The following is a 22,425-nucleotide window of genomic DNA, read 5'->3' on the forward strand; positions in this document are numbered from 1 at the left end:
CTCAGCTACTTCCCCCCTCGCCCTGCTTGCGCGTCCTGGCGAGCTTGCGCAGCATGGCGATCTCGCGCATGGCTTCCGCCATCGGCTGCGCCGGATAGCCTCCCCAGATCTCGCCCGCCGGCACGTTGCTCATGAACCCGCTTCTCGCCGCAAGCTTGGCCCCCGATCCTATGGTCAAATGATCGGCAAGACCAACGCCGCCGCCCATGGTGACACCATCGCCGACGACGACGGAGCCGGAGATACCCGAAAGCCCGGCTATAATGCAATTGCGACCGATGCGAACGTTATGGGCGATCTGCACCAGATTGTCGATCTTGGTGCCCTGGCCGATGATTGTATCCGACATTGCGCCGCGATCGACTGTCGTGTTCGAGCCGATTTCAACATCGTCCTGGATGATGACGCGGCCGATCTGCGGCACACGCTCAGGCCCTTTGGCACCGCCGACGAAGCCAAACCCGTCCTGGCCGATGCGGGCGCCACCGTGGATGATGACGCGGTTGCCGATCAGGGCATACTGGACGCTCACGCCTGGACCAATATAGCCATCGCGGCCGATCTGGCAGGAGGGGCCAATAACGGCGTGGGGCGCAACGACCGTTCCGCTGCCGATGGAAGCGCGTGGGCCGATGACCGCTCCGGCTTCGATGATCGCGCCGGCCTCGATATGCGCCGAGGCATCGACATGAGCCTGCGGCGAGACCCCGGTTTCGCTGGTCATCGGTCCCGGAGTTGCCGCCGTCGGGAACAGCAGCCGGCCGATCATGGCGAAAGCCTGTTGCGGTCGAGGATGGACCAGAACCGCAATGCCGGCCGGCGCCTTGGCGGCGAATTCGGTGGGACAAAGGACTGCCGCCGCCTTCAGCGACTGCATCAGCGCGAAATTGCGCTTGCCGTCGACGAAAACGAGCGCACCCTCGGCACCTTCACTGGCTGGCGCCAAGGCGTCGATCGATATGTGGGCAAGGTCGGAATCGACAAGCGCCGCGCCGGTCAGATTCGCGACTTCGCCGGCCGTATACCGGCGTGATGGCGCGAAGAACACCGGATCGGTCATTCCAGAAGCAATATCCAGCTAGGTCGGATCAATTCTCTTCCGGACCCCAACGGCCCGGAAGCATCGTTACCCGCGCATTAGAAGCGGCTCGACATGCCGAAGTTGAATTCCTGCACGTCGTCGGTCGACTCTTTCTTGACGGGCATCGCGTAGTCAATACGGATCGGGCCGAAAGGCGATGACCACAACAAGCCGACACCAACCGAGGCGCGCAGCTTCATGTCAGTTGAGACTTGGCTGACACCAGGGGTGTCAATCGCGCTGCCATATAGTGTAGCGGCATCTGCAAACACAGCGCCGCGCAGACCAAAGCTTTCCGGAATGACCGGTACCGGGAACTGCATCTCGGCCGAGGCATTGAAATAAGTAGTGCCGCCGAGGTGGTCATCTGTATTAATGTCCGCAGGGCCAATACCACCATACTCGAAGCCGCGGATCATGCGGTCGCTGCTCTGGAACTGATCGAAGATACGCAGGCCGTTATCGCCATAGCCCGCAATATGGCCAGCGCCGCCTGAGATCAGGCCGACCAGATCCAACTGTTCGGACAAGGTCTGGTAGACAGTGCCACGACCGGTAACCTTGACGAATTTAGCATCACCACCAAGGCCAGCCACTTCCACCGTCGTGGTGGCGTAGAGACCTTCATGCGGGCTCTTCATGTCGTCGATGGTGTTGTAGACCAGCCCAAGGCTAACCGATGATTTGATCCACGGGCTTTCGTCAATTCCCTCGACGATCGCAGGAGATATATCGCAGTCGGCGTCGGGAACGCCATCGTGAGGCGTGTCATCGCAACCGTCGTCGAGCTTGTACTTCTCCTGGGTGATATTGTACGCCAGCTGGGTCGAGATGTTGTCGGTGATCGGCAAACCGAACCGAACTGTCGCGCCCAGCGTCTCGCTGTCGTATTTGCTGTAATTCCTGGTCTGCTGGAAGATGTCGAAGCCAGCGGCGATACGGCGTCCGAGGAAATAGGGCTCGGTGAAGGAGAGGCTGTAGTCGCGTGAATTCTTGCCGCCGCCGGCCGAGACCTTGATATACTGGCCGCGACCGAGGAAGTTGCGCTCCGCGATCGATCCTTCGACGGACGGACCTGCAGTCTCGCCACCGGTCGAATAACCGGCGCCGACGGAGAACTCGCCGGTCGACTTCTCGACCACGTCGACCACGAGTACGACCTGGTCAGGCTCGGAGCCCGGAACAGTCGAAATGTCGACTTTTTCAAAATAATCCAGCGCTTCCAGCCGCTTCTTCGCGCGCTGGATCAAAACCTGGTTGAAGGCGTCGCCTTCGCTGACGTCGAACTCGCGGCGAATGACATAGTCGCGCGTGCGATCGTTGCCGCGGATTTCGATGCGCTCGATATAGGCCTTGGTGCCCTGGTCGATCGTATAGACGACCGAAATGGTGTGGTTCTCGAAGTTGCGGTCGCCGCGCGGCGTCACCTGGGCGAAAGCATAACCCGAACCCGCGACCTTCTCGGTCAGCGCGATGATCGTGTCCTCGACATCCTTGGCGTTGTAGACATCGCCCTTGTGGGTCTGGACCACCGATTCCAGCGACTTCGAATCGACTTCCGGAATGGTGCTCTCGACGCTGACATCGCCGAACGTGTAGCGATCGCCTTCCTGCACGGTGATGGTGACGGTGTACTGGTTGGTGGTGTCGTCGAGTTCACCGACTGCGGAGACCACCTGGAAGTCGGCATAGCCGTGATTATAGTAGAAGCGACGCAGCGTCTCCTGGTCGGCGCGCAGCTTGTCCTCGTCGTAGACGTCATCACGCAGCACGAAGGACAGGAAGCTCGAGCGCTTGGTGGCGATAACGTCGGACAGGCGGCGGCTCGAATAAGCGCTGTTGCCGACAAAATTGACTGCGGCGATTTTGGTGCGGCCGCCTTCGTTGATGTTGAAGACCACGTTCACGCGATTGTCGCCGAGATCCATGATCTGCGTGGTCACGGCGGCATCGTCACGGCCGATGCGCCTGTAGGCGGCCTTCACCGCCTCGACATCGGAATCCAGCGTTGCCTGCGAGAAGGTGCCGCGCGGCTTCAACTGCACCGCGATTGCCAGCGCATTGTCCTTGAGCTTCTTGTTGCCCTGGAACAGGACCTGGTTCACGACTTGATATTCGGAAACCTTGACCACCAGCGTCGAGCCGACCTGGTTGATCTGGACGTCCGAGAACAGCCCGGTGCCGAACAGCGCCTTGACCGCGTCGTCGATATCGGCGCTGGAAAACGCCTTGCCGGGCTTGATCGTGATGTAATTGCGGATGGTGTCGGCGTCGACACGCTGGTTGCCGCTGACCTCGACTCTCGAAACAACGGCCGCTTGCGCCGCAGATGTGGCAACGAACTGCACTGCGAGCGCGCCTGGCACAACCAGAGCGGCGGACATAGCCACCGCGGACGCGGCGCTCAAAAACTTGGATGCTGCCTTCATCGGGCTTTTGTACCTTTTCTCGAAGTCCCCACGGCGAGAAAACCGGACGTGCGGTAATTTCCCCTACCGTATTAACCGGATTTTCCCTACACGCAAGGCTTCTGGTTAATTTGTAATTACTTAACCCTGATGCGTGGCTTTCGCGTCACGCATACCCCCGTGCATGGTAAACGGCGTCTCAACATTGCCGGTGCCGAAGCCGAATTTCTTCATGATTTCAGCAGCCAAACAGATCGTTCCAGAAAACGAAGCCCATAAATCCCAGCACCAGAAAGAGGCCGGCCCGGTACCCCATTTCCATCATCCGCTCCGATACCGGACGTCGGAAAACGGCTTCGATGGCGTAGAACAGGAGATGGCCGCCGTCGAGGGGGGGAATCGGCAAAAGGTTCAGAATTCCGATCCCGACTGACAGTAATGCAACAAGTTGCACCAGCCATTCGAAGCCGAGTTTGGCCGCCTGGCCCGACATCTTGGCGATCTTGATTGGACCGCCCAGCTGGCATTTGTCCTCGCGGCCGACAACGAAACGTTGCAGGAAGTGGCCAGTGCCCTGAATGGCCTGCCCCGTCTGCTCAACCGCCGCTCCGAGCGCGCCAATCGGACTGTAGGTGATCACCCTCGGCTGGCCGAGCTCCTTGTTGTTGACGACGCCGATGACGGCCACCCTGGTTTTGTTGCCCAGCGCGTCCTGCTGTTCCATCAACTCCGGCGTCGCGGTGACGGTGATCTCCTTGCCATCGCGCAGCATGGTGAAGGTAAGAGAATCGCCGGCGCGGCCCTGCACAAGGCGCTGGACGTCGGCGAAGGTCTCAACCTTGCTGCCGTTGACGGCGACGAATCGATCGCCGGGCAAAATGCCGGCCTTTTCCGCCGGACTACCGGCGGTGACTTGAGCCACCATCGGCTCCAGCACCGGGCGGCCATAAAGAGAAAACATCACGGTGAAGACGGCGATGGTCAAAAGGAAGTTGAACAGCGGGCCGGCAACCACCGTGGCCGCGCGCTTCCAGATCGGCCGTGTGTGGAAGGCAACTTCGCGTTCGGCATCGGTCAGCTTCTCCAGCTCTTCCGTGCCGGGCTGGCTCGACGTGGCGCTCATGTCGCCGACGAATTTAACATAGCCGCCGAGCGGTATTGCGCAAAGCTTCCAACGCGTGCCGTGGCTGTCGTTGAAGCCGAAAAGCTCGGGGCCGAAGCCGATCGAGAAGGCTTTTACGCCGATGCCGCACCAGCGGCCGACGAGGTAGTGGCCCATTTCGTGAACGAAGACGACGACGGTCAGCACGAACAGAAACGGCACCAGCGTGCCAAGGACAAAGCCCTGGGTGCTGAAAAACGCGTGAAATATCTCGTTCAAGTCGTGCCCTCAAATTCACCCACGGCGAAAAGGTGACGCCGCGACTGTGACATCAATCCAGGCGAATCCGTGGCACGCGCCATTTCTTCGCCGTCAAATGCCGCTCAAGCCGGAAAAAGCCCCTGCGCCGGATGATCGGCGCCCGCCGAAATCCAACCGATGACGTATAGGGCAAAAGCCGCCGCGACAAGCCCGTCCACCCTGTCCATGACGCCGCCGTGCCCGGGTATCAACGCGCTGGAATCCTTGCGGCCGTGCTGGCGCTTGACCCAGGATTCGAACAGGTCGCCAGCCTGGGCGACAATAGACAACACCAACGCGACCAAAGCGAGAACGCCAAGATTGCCGGCCCCGGCGGCGGCGGCCAGAAGCACGCCGGCTACCACGCCGCCGACAGCACCGCCAAGCGCGCCGCTCTGCGTCTTGCCGGGTGAAATCGATGGCGCAAGCTTAGGCCCGCCGACGGCGCGGCCGACGAAATACGCAAAGATGTCGGTCGCCCAGACCACGGCGAACAAAAACAGGATCGCGACCAGGCCGGAACGGTCGCCGTCGCGCAATAGCGCCAGCGACAGGCCGGACAGCGCTGCGTAGGCAAGGCCGGCGGCATCCCATTGCGCGGTTCCGCGCGTGCGTGCGCCGACCGCCGCAACGACAACCATGGCCAGGACAAGAGACAGCAGCCACGACGCCGGCACGCCGGCGATCAGGGCGCCGACGAAAACCAGAAGCAACGCCTCTGGAACGAATCCGAGGGCCGCACCGGCCGCGGGGCGCGACATGCGCGCCCATTCATAGAAGATGACCGCGGCAATGCCGGCGCAAAGCAGGCGGAACCACAGCCCGCCCAACCAGGTCAGGCCAAGTGCTATTGCAGCCAGCACCAGCGCCGAGACGATGCGAAGCTGAAGATTGTTCATCCCGCCGCCGGTCACGAAGCGGCGACATCTTGGGCGGCGAGCCCGCCGAAGCGGCGCTCGCGGCCGGCGAAGTCGCGCAATGCGTCGGCCAGGTGTTCGCGGCTGAAATCGGGCCAGTAGCAGGGCAGGAAGACCAGTTCGCTATAGGCTGCCTGCCACAAAAGGAAGTTCGACAGCCGAAGCTCGCCGCTGGTGCGGATGACCAGCTCCGGGTCGGGAATGCCCGCGGTATCGAGGGCGCCGGCAAAAGATTCCGCCGTGATCGCCGCTGCGTCGATCTCACCACGCGCCACGGCGGCTGCGAGCTTGCGCGCCGTGCGCACGATCTCGTCGCGCCCGCCATAGTTGAAGGCGATGACAAGCGTCAACGCTTCATTGCGGGCGGTCAGCGATTCGGCCTCTTCGAGCAGGCCTCTGATGTCCGGCTTCAGCCCTGCCCTGTCACCGATGATCCTGACGCGCACGCCGCTCTGGTGCAGTTCGGCCAGATCGCGGCGGATGAACAGCTTCAACAGCCCCATCAGGTCGCTGACTTCGGATTTGGGCCGCGACCAGTTTTCCGACGAAAAGGCATAGACGGTCAGGAAAGAAATGCCGAGACCGGGCGCAGCGCGCACCGTCTTGCGCAACGCCTCGACGCCGGCGCGATGGCCAGCAAGCCGCGGCAAGCCGCGCGCCTTGGCCCAGCGTCCGTTTCCATCCATGATGATCGCGACATGCGCGGGCGTTGCCATGGTCTCGCTTTCGGGCCGGTGTGGGCCGACCCTAAACCTGCATGATTTCAGCTTCCTTATCGGAAAGCAGGTGATCGATCGTGCTGATCGTTTCGTCGGTCAGCTTCTGGACCTGATCGGAGCGCTTGCGCTGATCGTCCTCGCTGATGTCGCCGTCCTTTTCCGCCTTCTTCAAGAAGTCCATGCCGTCGCGGCGGACATGGCGCGCCGCAACGCGGGCGTTCTCGGCGTAGCCGTGCGAAATCTTGACCAGTTCCTTGCGGCGCTGCTCGTTGAGCTCGGGCAGCGGAATCCTGAGATTGGTGCCATCGACGATCGGATTGAAGCCGAGATTGGATTCTCTGATAGCGCGGTCGACGGCGCCGACCATCGACTTATCCCAGACTGAGACCGAAATCATGCGCGGCTCCGGCACCGACACGTTCGCCACCTGGTTGATCGGCATGGTGGTGCCATAGGCCTGGACCTGGATGGCGTCGAGCAGATTGCTGGAGGCGCGGCCGGTGCGCAGCGAAGCCAGGTCGTGCTTGAAGGCTGCGATCGCGCCATCCATGCGCCGCTTGAGGTCGTCGAACTCACCACTCATCTTCGTCTCCTCGACCCGTTTGACCCGGGTTCACTGCTTAGGGCCCGAATAGCCCGCTTTCGAAAAACTGATCCCCTTTCCGGAGAGTATACTCCGGATCACTCGTCGGCGACGATCGTGCAACGGCCGCCGCCCCTCAGAATATCGCCGAAACCACCTTTTTCGTGGATCGAATAGACGATTATCGGGATGTTGTTTTCGCGCGCAAGTGCAATTGCGGCGGTATCCATGATCGAAAGGCCCTTGTTGATGACTTCGGCGTGGCTGATGCGCTCGAAGCGGGTCGCATTCGGATCCTTCTTGGGATCGGCGGAATAAACACCGTCGACCTGGGTGCCCTTGAACAGAGCGTCGGCGCCGATCTCGGCCGCGCGCAAGGCTGCGGCCGAATCGGTGGTGAAAAACGGATTGCCGGTACCGCCGGCGAAAATAACGACCTTGCCCTGGTTCATATAGGCGGTGGCCTGGCGCTGAGAAAAACTCTCGCACAGTTCGGGCATGGCGATCGCCGACAGCACAACGGCATCGACGCCGATCTTGTTCAGCGAGGTACGCAGCGCCAGCGAGTTGATGACCGTGGCAAGCATGCCCATATGGTCGCCGGTAACGCGGTCGCCACCCTTGGACGCCACCGCCACGCCGCGAAAGATATTGCCGCCACCGATGACGACGCCGACCTCGATGCCGAGCGCGCGCGCTTCGGCGATATCGGCGGCGATGCGGTCGACGACCGAGACATCGATGCCGAAATGTTGCTCGCCCATCAACGCTTCGCCCGACGCTTTCAGCAAGACACGTCGATAGAGGGGCTTTGCCGTCATCTGGACCTCGTCATTATTGCGTGTGGCGCCTGGGCAGGCCGCCCTCGCACGGGCGCCGCCGCTGGCGCGATGCCGAGTTCCGATACACGAAGGGCGCCGCGATGTCACGCGGCGCCCCTCGCCCAATTGGCGTCCCCGTCGCGGCCTATCAGTTGCTGGTGATGCTGACGGCGTCGCCTTCGACAAGCAGCGGTGGCGCGTAACCGGACGGCTTGTCGCCGGTCACGGCGCCACCGGTAACCCGAACCTGGATCTCGGAACCGAAATAGGAGTACGGGAATGGCGGCGGTGTCTTGCTGACCGTATCCAGCCGCGTGCGAAACTCGGCGGGGATCGTCAAATCCAGCGCCGCCAGATTGTCCTGCAGCTGCGCCAGCTTGGTGGCGCCAAGGATCACGGTCGCGATGCCCGGCTGCGTCGCCACCCAGTTGAGCGCGACCTGGGGCATGCTGCGCCCGAACTCGGCGGCGATCCTTTCGAGTTCCGCCACGATCGCCCAGTTGCGATCGGTGAATTTCCGGAACCCTGGATGGGTGGTGTTGCGGAAGCCGTCGAGCCGGCCGGCATTGCCATCCTGCGTCGGCCGGTATTTGCCGCTGAGCAGGCCGCTGGCCAGCGGGCTCCACACCATGATGCCGGCGCCATGGCGGGCGCCGAAGGGCACGAATTCATGCTCGATCGAACGCTCGGCCAGCGAATATTCTAGCTGCAGGGCCGACACCGGCTCGTAACCGCGCCATTCGGCGATCGTTTGCGCGCGGGCAGCATACCAGGCCGGCACGTCGGACAGGCCGACATGGCGAATTTTGCCTGCACGCACGAGATCGTCCATCGTTCGCATGACCTCTTCGGCCGGCGTCAGGCCGTCCCAGACGTGCATGAGATAAAGGTCGATATAGTCGGTGCCTAGCCGCTTCAGCGAAGCATCAACGGCGCGCAAAATGTTCTTGCGCCCATTGCCGCCTGCGTTCGGGTTGCCGGGTTCCGCGTTGAAGGTGAATTTTGTGGCGATCACCGCCCTGTCGCGCAAGCCTCGTTCGGCGATGAATTCGCCGAGCCAGGTTTCGGCGGTGCCCCCGGTATAAAGGTCGGCGGTGTCGAAGAAATTGCCGCCGGCCTCGACATAGGCGTCGACCATGGCGCGCGCCGTTTCCCTGTCCGCCCCCCAGCCCCATTCGGTGCCGAAGGTCATGGTGCCCAGCGCCAGCCGGCTGACGCGCAGGCCGCTGTTGCCGAGCGTGTAATAGGTCATGGTCATGATGTTTCTTCCGATCCTGATCTGAATGATACCGACTTACTGGCCGGGTGTTGCCTTGACCCAGGGATTGCCACGCTCATGCGTGGCGCGGAAAATGAAGCCGTCGACTTTCCAGCCGGCGCCGGAGCGGACCAGATGATGCTCGTAGGTGCCCCAGACTTCCCACAGCGGGTCGCCATTGCCTTCCATCCGGTTCCAGGCATAGCCGTTGGAAGAGACGGTGGCCGCATCCGCCTCGAGAACCACCTGGTGGTTGGTGCGCAGATGCAGGCTGGTCTTGCTGCCGCGGAGGTTGCCGGCCCAGGTGCCGATCAGATCGTCGGAGGCGATGTTGGCCGCGGGCTGTCCCGACAGGCTGCTGAAGTCGACGGTGACACGGTCGGCGAAATAGGAACGGGCAAGCTTCCAGTCCTGCGCATCGACGGCACGGTCAATGGCATCGGCAATGCGGATGACGGCGCGTTCGTCGGCGAGCGCGCGCCAGCCGGACGGCTCGGCGCCGCCGGCATCGGCCGGCGCCAAAGCAAGGCCCGCGGCGAAGGTCATGTGTTTCAGGGCATTCATGTCTCTTCTCCTTTGTGCATCGGTCGTCAGCGAACGTCAGCCTTTCGACAGCGCGTCGACAACGACCTGAAACCGGCGTGGGTCGAAATAGTCGTGATAGGCACTGATCAGCCCATTCTCGAAACGGAAGACGGCAATGTTGCTGTTGGTGTATTCGGTGCCGCCGACGAGCACGGCGCGGTTTTTGTATTCGACGACCACGGCGTCCGAATCCGTCGCCGGATAGATCGCCGTGATTTCGGACTCGAAGGATTCAAAATTGCCGAACAGCCCCTTGAAGGCCGCCATGATCGCGGCCTTGCCGTCGATGCTGTCTCCAAATCCTGCCGGCGGATAGAAGACGAGGATGCGGCCGTCCTCGGCCCAGAGGTCACTCCAGCTGTCGATGTCCTTGCTGTGCATCAGCTCAAAGAAGCTGTGCACGGTCTTGAGGTGGCGGGCTTGATTGGAATGAAGATCGGTCATCAAGGGGATCCTCTTGCTGGCTGGTATCCACCGTTTGGTGCCCCTTAAATGCCCCTTCTACCCCGCCTCGACAAGGTTGCATGATCGGCATAGACTATGCGATATTGTGCATGAATGGATCGGGATCTGCTCAGCCATCTGCCTGTTGTCCTTGCCGTTGCCCGGCGCGGCGGCTTCGCGCTTGCCGCGGCTGAACTCGGCATGAGTCCATCCGCGGTCAGCCATGCGGTGCGTCTCGTCGAAGAGCGCATCGGACAGCCTCTGTTTGCACGCACGACGCGCAGCGTTTCATTGACGGAAGCCGGCAAGGCGCTGGTGGAGACGGCGGCCCCTGCCCTTCAGGACATTGCCGAACGGATGGACCGCATCCGCGCCATCAAGGGCCGACCCTCGGGTCTGCTCAGGCTCAACGTCCCCAACATCGCAATTCCGCTTGCCGTCACGCCTGTGGTCGCTGCGATGGCGGACCGCTATCCGGATGTGACTGTTGAATTGCTCACCGACCAGGGACTCATCGACATTGTCGGCGAGGGTTTCGATGCCGGCATCCGGCTGGGCGAGATGATCGCGCAAGACATGGTGACGGTCCGGCTGACGCCACCATTCAAGGCCGTCATCGTCGCCTCTCCCGCCTATGTCGGCCGGCATGGCCGCCCGCACAGCGTGGCCGATCTCGCCAACCACAATTGCGTCGGCTACCGGCTCGTTCGCTCCGGCGCGCTCTACCGCTGGGACCTGACCGAAGACGGCAAGGATGTCGTGGTCGAGACGAAGGGCACTGTCATCGTTACGGATTCGCTTGCCGCGATCGACCTTGCGCTTGCCGGCGTCGGGCTGGCCTATGTCTTCGAACCGCTGGTGCGCGCGGAATTGGCCGCCGGCCGTCTCGTCCAGATCCTGCCGCAAACGGCGATCGAAGAGCCCGGCCTCTTCCTCTACTTCCCGCGCCGGGCGTCGATGGCGCCGAAGCTCAGGGCTTTCATCGATACTGCACAAGAAATCGGCCGGGCATCCTTGCGGACACCCGACCGAGTTGCCTGAGCTGAGAAGCCCCCTTTCAAGGGGCTATTTCCAAGGATTATTTCTTGACCGCAGCCGCGACTTCCGCCGCGAAATCGGTCTCTTCCTTTTCGATGCCTTCGCCCAGCGCAAAGCGCAGATAGGCGGAGATTTTGGCCGGAGCGCCGATTTCCTTCTCGGCATCCTTCAGAGCCTTCTCGACAGTGATGTCGGGATTGAGCACGAAGGCCTGCTTCAGCAGCACGACTTCCTCGTAGAACTTGCGCAGGCGGCCCTCGACCATCTTTTCGATGATCGCTTCCGGCTTGCCGGACTGGCGTGCCTGGTCCGAGAAGATCGCCTTTTCGCGTTCCACCGCAGCCGGATCGATCTGCTCGGCCGTCAGCGCCATCGGGTTGGTGGCGGCGACATGCATGGCGACCTGGCGGCCAAAGGCGTTGGCGGCATGCTCATTGCCCGTGGTTTCGATCGCAACCAGCACGCCGAGTTTGCCAAGGCCGTCGGCGACCGCGTTGTGGACATAGGTCGCGACAGCGCCGTGCGGAACGCTCAGCTTGGCCGAGCGGCGGAAGCCCATGTTCTCGCCGATCGTACCGACAGCGTCCTTGATGGTGTCAGCAACCGACTTGTCCGAATCCGGGTACTTTGCGGCAGCCACGGCTTCGGTCGTGCCATAGGCGAGTGCAACCTTGGCGACATTGGCGACGATTTCCTGGAAAGCAGCGTTGCGGGCGACGAAGTCGGTTTCGGAATTGACTTCAACGACAGCAGCCTCGCGCACGCCATTGTCGACACCGATCAGGCCCTCTGCCGCGGTGCGGCCGGCCTTCTTGTCGGCCTTGGAGATGCCCTTCTTGCGCAGCCAGTCGACGGCCTCTTCCATGTTGCCGTTGGTCTCGGTCAACGCCGCCTTGCAGTCCATCATGCCCGCGCCCGTCAAGTCGCGGAGTTCTTTGACCTGTGCAGCCGAAATGCTCATTGTCGCCTCTTTGTTTTAAATGCACCGACGCACCACCGGTACTCGGTGATGCGTCCGTTTAGCGTGCCAAAATATTAGAAAGATGAAGGCCGTGACCGGCCTTCGACTATCAGGCTTCCGGGGTCTCGGCCGCCGGGGTCGGATCCAGCGCCGGTTCGACCGGAGCTTCGACCGAGGCGCCGATGTCGACGCCGAGCGCGCCCTGCTGGCGAGCGATGCCGTCGATGGCAGCCTTGGCGATCAGGTCGCAATAGAGCTGGATGGCGCGCGCCGCGTCGTCATTGCCGGGGATCGGGAAGTCGATCTTGTCCGGATCGCAGTTCGAATCGATGATGGCAACGACCGGGATGCCGAGGCGCTTGGCCTCGAGGATGGCGATCGCTTCCTTGTTGGTGTCGATGACGAACATCAGGTCGGGCGTCGAGCCCATGTCCTTGATGCCGCCGAGCGCCTTGTCGAGCTTCTCGCGCTCGCGATCGAGGTTCAGGCGCTCCTTCTTGGTCAGGCCCTGGGCTTCGCCGGCCAGCATCTCGTCGAGCTTGCGCAGGCGCTGGATCGAATTCGAGATCGTCTTCCAGTTGGTCAGCATGCCGCCGAGCCAACGCGAGTTGACGTAGTACTGAGCCGAACGCTGCGCCGCGTCAGCGACGATGTCCGATGCCTGGCGCTTGGTGCCGACGAACAGCACCCGGCCGCCCTTGGCGACGGTGTCCGAAACCTGCTTCAGCGCCTGGTGCAGCAAAGGCACCGTCTGCGAGAGGTCGATGATGTGGATGTTGTTGCGAGCGCCGTAGATGTAGGGCGCCATCTTCGGGTTCCAGCGGTGGGTCTGGTGGCCGAAGTGAATGCCAGCTTCCAAAAGCTGGCGCATGCTGAAATCAGGCAGTGCCATTCTTAGTTCCTTTCCGGTTAGCCTCCACGGACACAGGCATTCTTGGACTTTGTCCTCGAACGCCACCGGAGGTTTCAGCCGGATTTCTCCCGGGCAGACACCAAAGTCCGTGTGTGGAATGAGCGCGCATATAGAGGGGAAGTGCTACAAACGCAAGCGGTGAGGCGCTTTACCGATCAGCGTGCGGCAATCAGTGCTCCGGTGCCGATCATGGCGCTGCCGGCGAACCGGTTCATCAGCCGCATGCGTTTGGGCGTCCTGAACCAGCCGGACGCCCTGCCCGCCAGCGCCGCATAGACGCCCATGGTGGTGATGTTGACGCCGATCACGACCATAACCACGAGCAGGCCATCGGCAAATGTCATGGTGTCGAGGTTGAGGATCAGCGGCATGATCGAGGCATGGAACAGAATCGCCTTCGGATTGCCGAGCGCCACGGACGCGCCAAGCAGGAACGACCGCGACAATCTGGTTTGAGGCAGGCCCTGCACGGTCGATTGAGCGGCTGCAGCGCGCCACATCTTGACGCCGAGAAAGATCAGGTAGGCCGCACCGGCATATTTCAAGGCGAGAAACACCCATTCGAAAGTCTGGGCCAGCGCCACCAGTCCGAGCAGGGCCAGGGTGACCAGGACGGCATCGCCGGCAGCGATGCCAACTCCGGCGACGAAAGCTCGCAGGAAGCCGCGCGACACGCCATTGGTGATAACTGTGAACATCGCCGGACCCGGCGTCGCAGCGGCAAGCGTGATGGCAAGGCAGTAGGCCAGGAATGCCATTAAAGTCACGATCGGCCCTTTCCGTTGGGTACCCGCACGCGCCGGAAGATCGCGACGATCTCCTCGCGGCTGCATTCGATGGCGCCGAGCCGCACCGCGCGGTCGCGCTCGAAGCCGGTTATGTCATAGTGCGGCGCCGATGTCTTGGGCGGACCCTGGTAGGACGAACGCTTGACGCCAAGGACGGCGGCGAAACGATGCAACTCGTCGGTATCGTCGGCCATCAGGTGGCACCAGCGATGGCCGGCCCACTTCCAGATCGCCGCATCGACATACACCGCCATCAAGCCTGCCGTGGCCAGCTCCGCACCGTTGTTATTTCGAGACCGGGCAAGGCTTTGTCTGGGAGAACAGCGACAGGTTGACCAGCTTGCCGGTCATCGAGAACTCGCCATAGTCCATGGTGAGGTCGCGGGTGATGCCGTTCTCATGCAGCTTGAAGCTGATGCGGTATTCCGGCACCTCTTCGCCCGATTTGTCGGTCTCGTCGAAATAGGCGATGTCGACTGGCCAGTATTTGTCGCCGGCGAGCTTGGCCAGTGCCGGCGCTTCGGGATCGGCCTTGTCGCCCTCGGTCTTCTTGCCGACGATGACGGTGGTGGTCATCACCTTGTTGGCGTCTTCCGAACCGTCGAACAGGCTGGTTTCGTAGAAATTCTCGCCCTTCTCGGCCTTGCCGATCAGTTCGACCAGATGCTGGGTCGGGAACTGGGTGGCGGCGAGTTCGAGGCTGTTCTTCTCGGGCTTGTCGATGTCGACCTTTAGGCCCTTGGTCTCTTTCGTGGCGGTGCCCTTGACCTCCTTGTCGAGATTCTGGTCGACGAAGGATTTGGTCACGAACGAGAAGGTCTTGCCTTCCGCATCCTCGAACGTGGTCGTCTGCTGGTCGGTCAGCCTGGTGTTGTCGCCGGTGACGATCTGGGTGACGAAACGGAATTTTACCGTATAGCCCTCGCAGGGCGAGCCATTGAACTCATAGACCATGCGGCCAGAGATGCCGGTGATCCCCGAACGGTCCGACGCCTTGCTGAGGGTAAGATCGTAGACGGCTCGATGCGCCTGCAATGCCGGCACGGCAAAGGCGGGAGCCATCGAGAACAGCGCCGGGACAAGAACAGCGTAGAAGGCAAGGCGCGTTGCGCGCATAGGGGGCTCCGATCGTCGCGGCTGGTGGCAGGCCGCAGGGATAGATGGTCCAGCTTAAAAAAAGTCGTGGCGGAAGCGAGGCAAAAATAGCAATTTCGGCCCCGGCCAGCGCGGCGTCTCCAAGCAATAGGGAAATACGATGAGTGAAACAATCGAAAAGCGGCTAAGCGATCTCGGCGTGACGTTACCGGCCGCCGCAGCGCCCGCCGCGAACTATGTGCCCTATTGCAGATCCGGCAATCTTCTGTTCACCGCCGGGCAGTTGCCGCTCAAGGACGGCAAGCTGCAGGCAAGCGGCCTGCTCGGCCGCGACGTCGACACGGCAGCCGGCAAGGAAGGTGCAAAATACTGCGCAATCAACATCTTGGCGCAGGCCAAGGCGGCGCTTGGCGATCTCGAAAAGATCCAGCGTCTGGTCAAGATCACCGTCTTCGTCGCATCAGCGCCGGATTTCGTCGAGCAGCATCTGGTCGCCAACGGCGCCTCCGATTTCCTGGTCGCCGTCCTTGGCGAACGCGGCAAGCATGCCCGCTCTGCCGTCGGCACCGCCTCGCTGCCGCTTAATGCCGCAGTGGAAATCGAAGCCGTCTTCGAAGTCGCATGAGCAGGGACTGAGCTATGACCGACCTTTCCTGGCTGACCGCCCGCCCCGTCGCGCATCGCGGCCTCCACGACATGAACAAGACGCGCTGGGAGAACACGCTGTCGGCCTTCGCTGCGGCCGCCGAGCGCGGTTATGCCATCGAATGCGACGTGCACCTGTCGTCCGACCGTGTTCCGGTCATCATGCATGACGGCGACCTGAAGCGGCTGACCGGTCAGGACGGCTTCGTCTGGCAACGCACGGCGGCGGAACTGGCCGCACTCAGGATCGGCGGCACCAAGGATCATGTTCCGACGCTGCAGGAAGTGCTCGACCTGGTCGACGCCCGCGTGCCGATGGTTGTCGAACTGAAGGGCGTGCCCGGCCATGACGAGGGGCTGGTGGCCAGCGTCGGCAAGATGCTCCAGCGCTACAAGGGCAAAGCCGCGATCATGTCGTTCGATCATTGGCTGGTCCGCGATTTCCCCAAAGACGCACCTGGCATTCCGGGCGGGCTCACGGCTTATGGCCGGGACAACCAGCTGATCGAGTCGCATTTCGCCATGCTGGCGCACGACCTAGCCTTCACCTCCTATGCTGCGGGCGATTTGCCGAACCCGTTCGTCAGCTTCGTGCGCGAAAAGCTGAAAATGCCTGTGATCACCTGGACGGTGCATGACCAGCCGGCAGTCGATCTCACCTTCAAATACGCCGACCAGATGACGTTCGAAGGGTTCGAACCCGATCTGGTTAAAGTCGCCTGACACGAGTGCCTCAAACGTGACTTGTAGCGGCCCGCACAGAGCTTAAATAAGTCTCATGGATCAGGGTGACGAAGGCGATGGACAAACGGCGAATGCGGAGTTTTCCATCCGCATCGCCGCTGGAATTAATGCCTTCACCTGCGATGAGTGGAACGGATTTGCCGGCACCACGCGCGGCGGCACAGAAAACGGCTATAACCCTCTGGTTTCATACGCGTTTCTGAGCGCGCTTGAGGATTCCGGCTGCGCCGTGCGGCGCACCGGCTGGCAGGGCCATCATCTCAGGCTGGAAAATGCGCAAGGCAGATTGCTGGGCGCGGTGCCATGCTATCTCAAATCGCACAGCCAGGGCGAATATGTCTTCGACCATGGCTGGTCGGATGCATTCGAGCGCGCCGGGGGCCGCTACTATCCAAAATTGCAGTGCGCCGTGCCGTTCTCCCCTGTCACCGGCCCTCGCTTGCTGGTCAGCAGGGGCGAGGATAGTGCGACTGTGAAGGCCGGTCTCGCGGCGGGGCTGAAGGCGGTGACGGAAAAGCTCGGTGTATCCTCAGCACATGTCACCTTCGCACAGGAAAGCGACGTTGCAACGCTCGAAGCATCCGGCTTCCTGCACCGCACCGACCAGCAGTTCCATTTCTTCAACGAAGGTTTTTCGACCTATGACGATTTCCTCGCCACGCTGGCATCACGCAAGCGCAAGGCGATGAAGAAGGAGCGACGCGAGGCGCTCGCAAACGACATCTCGATCGACCAGCTGACCGGCAAGGACCTGACCGAAAAGGCCTGGGACGATTTTTTTGCCTTCTACATGGACACCGGCAGCCGCAAATGGGGCCGGCCCTATCTCAACCGCAAGTTCTTCTCGCTGATCGGCGAGCGGATGGCCGACGACATCCTGCTGGTGATGGCCAAACGCAACGGCCGCTATATCGCCGGCGCCATCAACTTCATCGGCTCCGATGCGCTCTACGGGCGCAATTGGGGCTGCATCGAGGACCACCCCTTCCTGCATTTCGAGGTCTGCTACCACCAGGCGATCGACTTCGCCATCGAGCGCAAGCTGAAGGTGGTCGAGGCGGGTGCGCAGGGTGAGCACAAGCTGGCCCGCGGCTACCGTCCCGTGACCATGCATTCGGCGCATTACATTGCGCATCCCGGCCTGCGCAATGCGGTGGCAGATTATCTTCGGCGTGAGCGGCGCGAGGTCGAGCGAATGGGCGAAATTCTGGAAGAGCACACGCCTTTCCGCAAGGACCTCGAGGAATAACGGTCTCGATCCGGTCTCGCCACCCGTGCCGCCTTGCGCAACGACGATCCAGCCGCCTGTTTCGACATCGCGTCGACAAAGGACGGCGTTTCCGTCGCGCGTTGGTCGAAGCCGGCATGGCCGATCTCACCTGACTGACTTGCCGGTTTGGGGAGGCTTCGCTACACGGGGAGGCACAATTCCGGAGCACCGCCATGGCTGAAGCCAGCTACGACCCCAGCAATATCTTCGCAAAGATCCTGCGCGGCGAAATCCCCTCGCACCGCGTCTACGAGGATGACGCGATGGTTGCCTTCATGGATGTGATGCCGCAGGGGCCCGGGCACACGCTGGTTGTGCCGAAGGCGCCGTCGCGCAATCTGCTCGATGCCGATCCGTCGACGCTCGGCCCGCTGTTCACGGTCGTCAAGCAGGTGGCGCAGGCGGTCAAAAAAGCATTCGGCGCCGACGGCGTCACCGTCCTGCAGTTCAACGAACCGGCCTCTGGCCAGACCGTCTATCACCTGCATGTCCATGTCATCCCGCGGTTCGAAGGCATCGCGCTCAAGCCGCATACGGGACAGATGGAGAAGCCCGAAGTGCTGGCTGAGAACGCGAGCAAGATCCGGGCAGTGCTGAACGGTTGAAGCCGGGGTGCATCAAGGCGATGCGCTTGGGCAAATTCCACCGCGTCGGTTAGGAAAGTATCAAACCACGCCATGGTAACTTGCCGTACCGTGGTGCGTTTGGGTTTTCAAAAATCGTGGGAAATTCGGTTGCGACATCAGAACCGTTGGCAAAAGCAGGTGCCGGGCGGGTCTTTCTAAGCATCTTGGCGGACGCATACCGGCGACACCGGCTGCTGCATGTGATGGCCATCGCTGCCTTGCTCTTGGCAGCCGCGGTCGGCCTGCGTACCGGAAACATGCCGGATTTCAGCGTGCTGGAAGACTACGCCCTATACCTTCTCTTCGCTTTCTGGATAGGCGGCTGCGCCCTCGCGCTCGGCAGTTTTTTTCACCTTGCGCTCATCAGGCGGGATACTGAACCGCTCGGCACTTTTCTGAGATCGATGGGTGGCTTCTTCGGCGACGCCGAGCGCAACGCCAACAGCCTCAATGGTCTGGCTGCGAGCATTGCGCTCATATCCGCTTTCGGTGTGTTGAAAGGCGCGGTCGCGATCCTTTCGCCATTCGCATGGGACCACGCATTGGCTCAGGCCGACCGGGCGCTGCATTTCGGTCGAGCTCCCCATGAATGGCTATGGTTTATCGTCCAGTCGCCGCTCGCCGTAAGACTGTTCAACCTGGCTTACAATTCCTGGTTCGTCGTCCTTATCGCCTCGGTCTTCATCGCTTGCATCACGCGCAAGGACACGAAGCTGCGCCACCAGTTCCTGATGAGCTTCATGCTCGTATGGATGCTGGGGGGGTTCTTCCTGGCAATGGGCCTGTCTTCGGCAGGGCCGTGCTTTTACGAGCGACTGGGGCTGGGCAGCGACTACCATCCCCTGATGCAAGCGCTCGCTGCTGCCGATCGCATCTATCCGATCTGGGCGCTGAGCACGCAGGACATTTTGTGGAGCGGCTACATCGGGGCAACCCCAGGCAGTCTCGGCATATCCGCCTTCCCGTCCATGCATGTGGCGATGGCGGTGCTTTTCGCTCTTTATGCAGCACGCCGCTCACGGTTGGTTGGCCTGTTGATGTGGGCATTCGCCGCAATCATCATGGTCGGCTCGGTTGTCCTTGGCTGGCACTATGCTGTCGACGGCTATGCGAGCGTGCTGATCTCGATCGCCATCTGGAAGGCATGCGGTCATTTCCTGGCCCGCTTCGCACCCGACGGCGTCGCCGCCTGACCTGACAGCGCATCTGACCCTGAAAGCACGGGTGCTGTTTCGGCAAACCGGCCAGCCATGAAAAAAGGCCCCGTCACCGGGGCCTTTTCATTGGCGAACTTTTTAGCCCTTGCGTGGCAGTTGCGGCACCAGGCTGCGCTTGCCGCCGTCCTTGCCCTTAGGCTCAGGCTCGTCCTTGCCCTTGGGCTTTTGCGCCACCGCCTTCTTGGCGACGGGCTTCTTGGCCACCGCCTTGCGGGCTTTCGGCGCCTCTTCCAGCTCCTGCTTCGGCTGCACCGGCGCTTCGTCGGCCAGCGATTCGAGCTTCAGGCCGGTTTCGCCGGTTTCCTTCTTCTCGACGGTGACGCGCACCGTGCCGCCCTTCTTGAGCTTGCCGAACAGCACCTCGTCGGCCAACGGCTTCTTGATGTGCTCCTGGATGACCCGGCCGAGCGGCCGCGCACCCATGCGCTCATCGTAGCCCTTGTCGGCGAGCCAGGCGATCGCGTCCGGCGACAGGTCGAAGGTGACGCCACGCTCGGAAAGCTGGGCTTCGAGCTGCATGACGAACTTCTGCACCACCTGATGGATGACCGGCACCGGCAGCGAGCCGAACGGGATGATCGCATCGAGACGGTTGCGGAATTCCGGCGTGAACAGCCGGTTGATCGCCTCGACATCGTCGCCTTCACGCTTGGTCGAACCGAAACCGATCGCCGCGCGCTGCGCATCGGATGCGCCGGCATTGGTGGTCATGATCAGGATGACATTGCGGAAGTCGATCTGCTTGCCGTTGTGGTCTGTCAGCTTGCCGTGGTCCATGACCTGCAACAGGATGTTGAACAGGTCGGGATGCGCCTTCTCCACCTCGTCGAGCAGCAGCACGCAGTGCGGATGCTGGTCCACGCCGTCGGTCAACAGGCCGCCCTGGTCGAAGCCGACATAGCCGGGAGGCGCGCCGATCAGCCGCGAAACGGTGTGGCGTTCCATATATTCCGACATGTCGAAGCGGATCAATTCGACGCCGAGCGAGGCGGCCAACTGCTTGGCCACTTCGGTCTTGCCGACGCCGGTCGGGCCTGAGAACAGGTAAGAGCCGATCGGCTTTTCCGGTTCGCGCAGGCCGGCGCGCGCCAGCTTGATCGCCGAGGTCAGTGCGGTGATGGCCGTGTCCTGGCCGTAGACGACGCGCTTCAACTCGATATCGAGCCCCTGCAGCACCTTCTCATCATCTGCCGAGACCGTCTTCGGCGGGATGCGCGCCATGGTGGCGATCGTGGCTTCGATCTCCTTGATGCCGATCGTCTTCTTGCGCTTGGCCTCCGGCACCAGCATCTGCGAGGCGCCCGTCTCGTCGATCACGTCGATCGCCTTGTCCGGCAACTTGCGGTCGTTGATGTAGCGCGCCGACAATTCCACCGAAGCCTTGATCGCCTCGTTGGTGAACTTCACCTTGTGGAACTCCTCATAATAGGGCTTGAGGCCCTTCATGATTTCGATGGCGTCCTCGATGGTCGGCTCGTTGACGTCGATCTTCTGGAAGCGCCGCACCAGAGCGCGGTCCTTCTCGAAGAACTGGCGGAACTCCTTGTAGGTGGTCGAGCCGATGCAACGGATCGCACCCGAAGACAGCGCCGGCTTCAACAGGTTCGACGCATCCATGGCGCCGCCCGAGGTGGCGCCGGCACCGATCACGGTGTGGATTTCGTCGATGAACAGCACGGCGCCCGGATAATCCTCGAGCTCCTTGACGACCTGCTTCAGCCGCTCTTCGAAATCGCCGCGATAGCGGGTACCGGCCAAAAGCGTGCCCATGTCGAGCGCGAAGATGGTTGCGTCCTGCAGCACTTCGGGAACGTCGCCTTCGACGATGCGCTTGGCCAGACCTTCGGCGATCGCCGTCTTGCCGACGCCGGGGTCGCCGACATAGAGCGGGTTGTTCTTGGAGCGGCGGCACAGCACCTGGATGGTGCGGTTGATCTCGCTCTCGCGGCCGATCAGCGGATCGATCTTGCCGGCCTTGGCCTTGTTGTTGAGGTTGACGCAATAAGCGGTCAGCGCATCCTGCTGCTGCTTCTTCTTGCCGCCTTCCTCCTGCGGCTCGGCGCCGTTCTGGCCGCCCTGCTCGTCATCGGCGCCGCGCGGCGAGCGCGTCTCCGATGCGCCGGGGCGCTTGGCGATGCCGTGCGAGATGTAGTTGACCGCGTCGTAGCGGGTCATCTGCTGTTCCTGCAGGAAATAGGCGGCGTGGCTCTCGCGCTCGGCAAAGATGGCGACCAACACGTTGGCGCCGGACACTTCCTCGCGGCCGGATGACTGCACATGGATCACGGCGCGCTGGATGACGCGCTGGAAGCCGGCGGTCGGCTTGGAATCCTCATCATAACCGGTGACGAGATTGTCGAGCTCGGTGTCGATATAGGTGAGGACAGTGTGCTTCAGCTCGTCGAGATCGACGTTGCAGGCGCGCATGACGGCGGCCGCCTCGGTGTCGTCGATGAGCGCGAGCAGCAGATGTTCAAGGGTTGCATATTCATGGTGCCGCTCATTGGCGAGCGTCAGCGCCTGGTGAAGCGCCTTTTCCAGGCCTTGGGAGAAAGCCGGCATGTTACCTCACTTCTTCTCCATCACGCATTGCAGCGGATGCTGATTCTGTCGGGCGAAATCCATGACCTGGGACACTTTGGTCTCGGCCACCTCGAATGTATAGACCCCGCACTCGCCCACTCCATGATTGTGAACATGAAGCATGATGCGTGTGGCGGCTTCGCGGTCCTTTTGAAAAAAACGCTCCAGGACGTGAACCACGAACTCCATGGGCGTGTAGTCGTCGTTGAGGATAAGGACCCGATAAAGGCTGGGCTTCTTGGTCTTGGTTTTCGTGCGCGTAATGACGGCCGTGCCGCGACCGGCCTCATTGCCGTCGCCGTCACTTTGCATCCGCACCACGCTTGC

23 protein-coding genes are annotated in these 22,425 nt (G+C 61.9%); 6 read left to right on the forward strand and 17 right to left on the reverse strand.

Annotated features, from left to right (window positions below; translation table 11 throughout):
• Position 1: 1 nt before the first annotated feature.
• The 10 genes from lpxD to FJV77_RS04980 all read right to left on the reverse strand — a co-directional run bounded on the left by lpxD (position 2) and on the right by FJV77_RS04980 (position 10,218).
• Complete coding sequence (lpxD, locus tag FJV77_RS04935) at positions 2-1,060, reverse strand: UDP-3-O-(3-hydroxymyristoyl)glucosamine N-acyltransferase (protein ID WP_142865737.1); 1,059 nt, start codon at positions 1,058-1,060, stop codon at positions 2-4.
• 77 nt (positions 1,061-1,137) lie between these two features.
• Positions 1,138-3,510, reverse strand: coding sequence for an outer membrane protein assembly factor BamA (gene bamA / locus FJV77_RS04940; RefSeq protein WP_142865738.1), 2,373 nt, complete (start codon positions 3,508-3,510; stop codon positions 1,138-1,140).
• 217 nt (positions 3,511-3,727) lie between these two features.
• On the reverse strand, positions 3,728-4,870 hold the full coding sequence (rseP, locus tag FJV77_RS04945) for an RIP metalloprotease RseP (protein ID WP_142865739.1): 1,143 nt from the start codon (positions 4,868-4,870) through the stop codon (positions 3,728-3,730).
• A gap of 104 nt (positions 4,871-4,974) precedes the next feature.
• The gene (locus tag FJV77_RS04950) at positions 4,975-5,790 is read right to left on the reverse strand and encodes a phosphatidate cytidylyltransferase (RefSeq protein WP_142865740.1); all 816 of its coding nucleotides are present in this window, start codon (positions 5,788-5,790) and stop codon (positions 4,975-4,977) included.
• An 11-nt stretch (positions 5,791-5,801) separates the two neighbouring features.
• On the reverse strand, positions 5,802-6,575 hold the full coding sequence (locus tag FJV77_RS04955) for an isoprenyl transferase (protein ID WP_281408563.1): 774 nt from the start codon (positions 6,573-6,575) through the stop codon (positions 5,802-5,804).
• The gene (frr, locus tag FJV77_RS04960; protein WP_112561637.1) at positions 6,556-7,110 is read right to left on the reverse strand and encodes a ribosome recycling factor; all 555 of its coding nucleotides are present in this window, start codon (positions 7,108-7,110) and stop codon (positions 6,556-6,558) included. Before frr ends, FJV77_RS04955 begins: the two co-directional genes overlap by 20 nt.
• 98 nt (positions 7,111-7,208) lie before the next feature.
• On the reverse strand, positions 7,209-7,931 hold the full coding sequence (gene pyrH / locus FJV77_RS04965) for a UMP kinase (protein WP_023671026.1): 723 nt from the start codon (positions 7,929-7,931) through the stop codon (positions 7,209-7,211).
• Between the two features lie 148 nt (positions 7,932-8,079).
• Complete coding sequence (locus FJV77_RS04970) at positions 8,080-9,189, reverse strand: aldo/keto reductase (protein ID WP_142865742.1); 1,110 nt, start codon at positions 9,187-9,189, stop codon at positions 8,080-8,082.
• A gap of 36 nt (positions 9,190-9,225) precedes the next feature.
• Complete coding sequence (locus FJV77_RS04975; RefSeq protein ID WP_142865743.1) at positions 9,226-9,753, reverse strand: nuclear transport factor 2 family protein; 528 nt, start codon at positions 9,751-9,753, stop codon at positions 9,226-9,228.
• Positions 9,754-9,789: 36 nt separating this feature from the next.
• Positions 9,790-10,218 carry a nuclear transport factor 2 family protein gene (locus tag FJV77_RS04980; RefSeq protein ID WP_142865744.1) on the reverse strand — a complete coding sequence of 143 codons (429 nt, stop codon included), beginning with the start codon at positions 10,216-10,218 and terminating at the stop codon, positions 9,790-9,792.
• A gap of 114 nt (positions 10,219-10,332) precedes the next feature.
• Between FJV77_RS04980 and FJV77_RS04985 the strand changes: the two genes are divergently transcribed.
• Positions 10,333-11,259 (forward strand): LysR family transcriptional regulator, encoded by a 927-nt coding sequence (locus FJV77_RS04985; RefSeq protein ID WP_142865745.1) that lies wholly within the window; start codon positions 10,333-10,335, stop codon positions 11,257-11,259.
• Between the two features lie 37 nt (positions 11,260-11,296).
• On the opposite strand, the gene tsf is transcribed toward FJV77_RS04985, so the two are convergent.
• From tsf to FJV77_RS05010, 5 genes are all read right to left on the reverse strand, one after another.
• Complete coding sequence (gene tsf, locus FJV77_RS04990) at positions 11,297-12,217, reverse strand: translation elongation factor Ts (RefSeq protein WP_142865746.1); 921 nt, start codon at positions 12,215-12,217, stop codon at positions 11,297-11,299.
• 109 nt (positions 12,218-12,326) lie between these two features.
• Positions 12,327-13,109 (reverse strand): 30S ribosomal protein S2, encoded by a 783-nt coding sequence (gene rpsB / locus FJV77_RS04995; RefSeq protein ID WP_142865747.1) that lies wholly within the window; start codon positions 13,107-13,109, stop codon positions 12,327-12,329.
• Positions 13,110-13,285: 176 nt separating this feature from the next.
• Positions 13,286-13,888, reverse strand: a complete 603-nt coding sequence (locus tag FJV77_RS05000; protein ID WP_246691144.1) for a LysE family translocator — start codon at positions 13,886-13,888, stop codon at positions 13,286-13,288.
• A 5-nt stretch (positions 13,889-13,893) separates the two neighbouring features.
• On the reverse strand, positions 13,894-14,172 hold the full coding sequence (locus tag FJV77_RS05005; RefSeq protein WP_112561631.1) for a DUF4031 domain-containing protein: 279 nt from the start codon (positions 14,170-14,172) through the stop codon (positions 13,894-13,896).
• A 31-nt stretch (positions 14,173-14,203) separates the two neighbouring features.
• Complete coding sequence (locus FJV77_RS05010; protein WP_142865749.1) at positions 14,204-15,034, reverse strand: cell envelope integrity EipB family protein; 831 nt, start codon at positions 15,032-15,034, stop codon at positions 14,204-14,206.
• A gap of 139 nt (positions 15,035-15,173) precedes the next feature.
• On the opposite strand from FJV77_RS05010, the gene FJV77_RS05015 reads away from it, so the two are divergent.
• The 5 genes from FJV77_RS05015 to FJV77_RS05035 all read left to right on the forward strand — a co-directional run bounded on the left by FJV77_RS05015 (position 15,174) and on the right by FJV77_RS05035 (position 19,491).
• The gene (locus FJV77_RS05015; protein WP_142865750.1) at positions 15,174-15,638 is read left to right on the forward strand and encodes a RidA family protein; all 465 of its coding nucleotides are present in this window, start codon (positions 15,174-15,176) and stop codon (positions 15,636-15,638) included.
• 14 nt (positions 15,639-15,652) lie between these two features.
• Positions 15,653-16,381 carry a glycerophosphodiester phosphodiesterase gene (locus FJV77_RS05020; RefSeq protein ID WP_142865751.1) on the forward strand — a complete coding sequence of 243 codons (729 nt, stop codon included), beginning with the start codon at positions 15,653-15,655 and terminating at the stop codon, positions 16,379-16,381.
• Positions 16,382-16,436: 55 nt separating this feature from the next.
• Positions 16,437-17,651 carry a GNAT family N-acetyltransferase gene (locus tag FJV77_RS05025; RefSeq protein ID WP_142865752.1) on the forward strand — a complete coding sequence of 405 codons (1,215 nt, stop codon included), beginning with the start codon at positions 16,437-16,439 and terminating at the stop codon, positions 17,649-17,651.
• A 194-nt stretch (positions 17,652-17,845) separates the two neighbouring features.
• Positions 17,846-18,277, forward strand: coding sequence for an HIT family protein (locus FJV77_RS05030; RefSeq protein WP_142865753.1), 432 nt, complete (start codon positions 17,846-17,848; stop codon positions 18,275-18,277).
• Between the two features lie 224 nt (positions 18,278-18,501).
• The gene (locus FJV77_RS05035) at positions 18,502-19,491 is read left to right on the forward strand and encodes a phosphatase PAP2 family protein (RefSeq protein ID WP_246691137.1); all 990 of its coding nucleotides are present in this window, start codon (positions 18,502-18,504) and stop codon (positions 19,489-19,491) included.
• Positions 19,492-19,593: 102 nt separating this feature from the next.
• On the opposite strand, the gene clpA is transcribed toward FJV77_RS05035, so the two are convergent.
• Together clpA and clpS are read right to left on the reverse strand one after the other, a co-directional pair.
• Positions 19,594-22,077 carry an ATP-dependent Clp protease ATP-binding subunit ClpA gene (gene clpA, locus FJV77_RS05040; protein ID WP_142865754.1) on the reverse strand — a complete coding sequence of 828 codons (2,484 nt, stop codon included), beginning with the start codon at positions 22,075-22,077 and terminating at the stop codon, positions 19,594-19,596.
• Between the two features lie 6 nt (positions 22,078-22,083).
• Positions 22,084-22,410: an ATP-dependent Clp protease adapter ClpS gene (gene clpS, locus FJV77_RS05045; protein WP_023671012.1), complete on the reverse strand. Its 327-nt coding sequence runs from the start codon at positions 22,408-22,410 to the stop codon at positions 22,084-22,086.
• Between the last annotated feature and the right edge of the window lie 15 nt (positions 22,411-22,425).

The sequence above is a fragment of the Mesorhizobium sp. WSM4306 genome (assembly GCF_007003975.1).
In the GTDB taxonomy this organism is placed as follows: Bacteria; Pseudomonadota; Alphaproteobacteria; order Rhizobiales; family Rhizobiaceae; genus Mesorhizobium.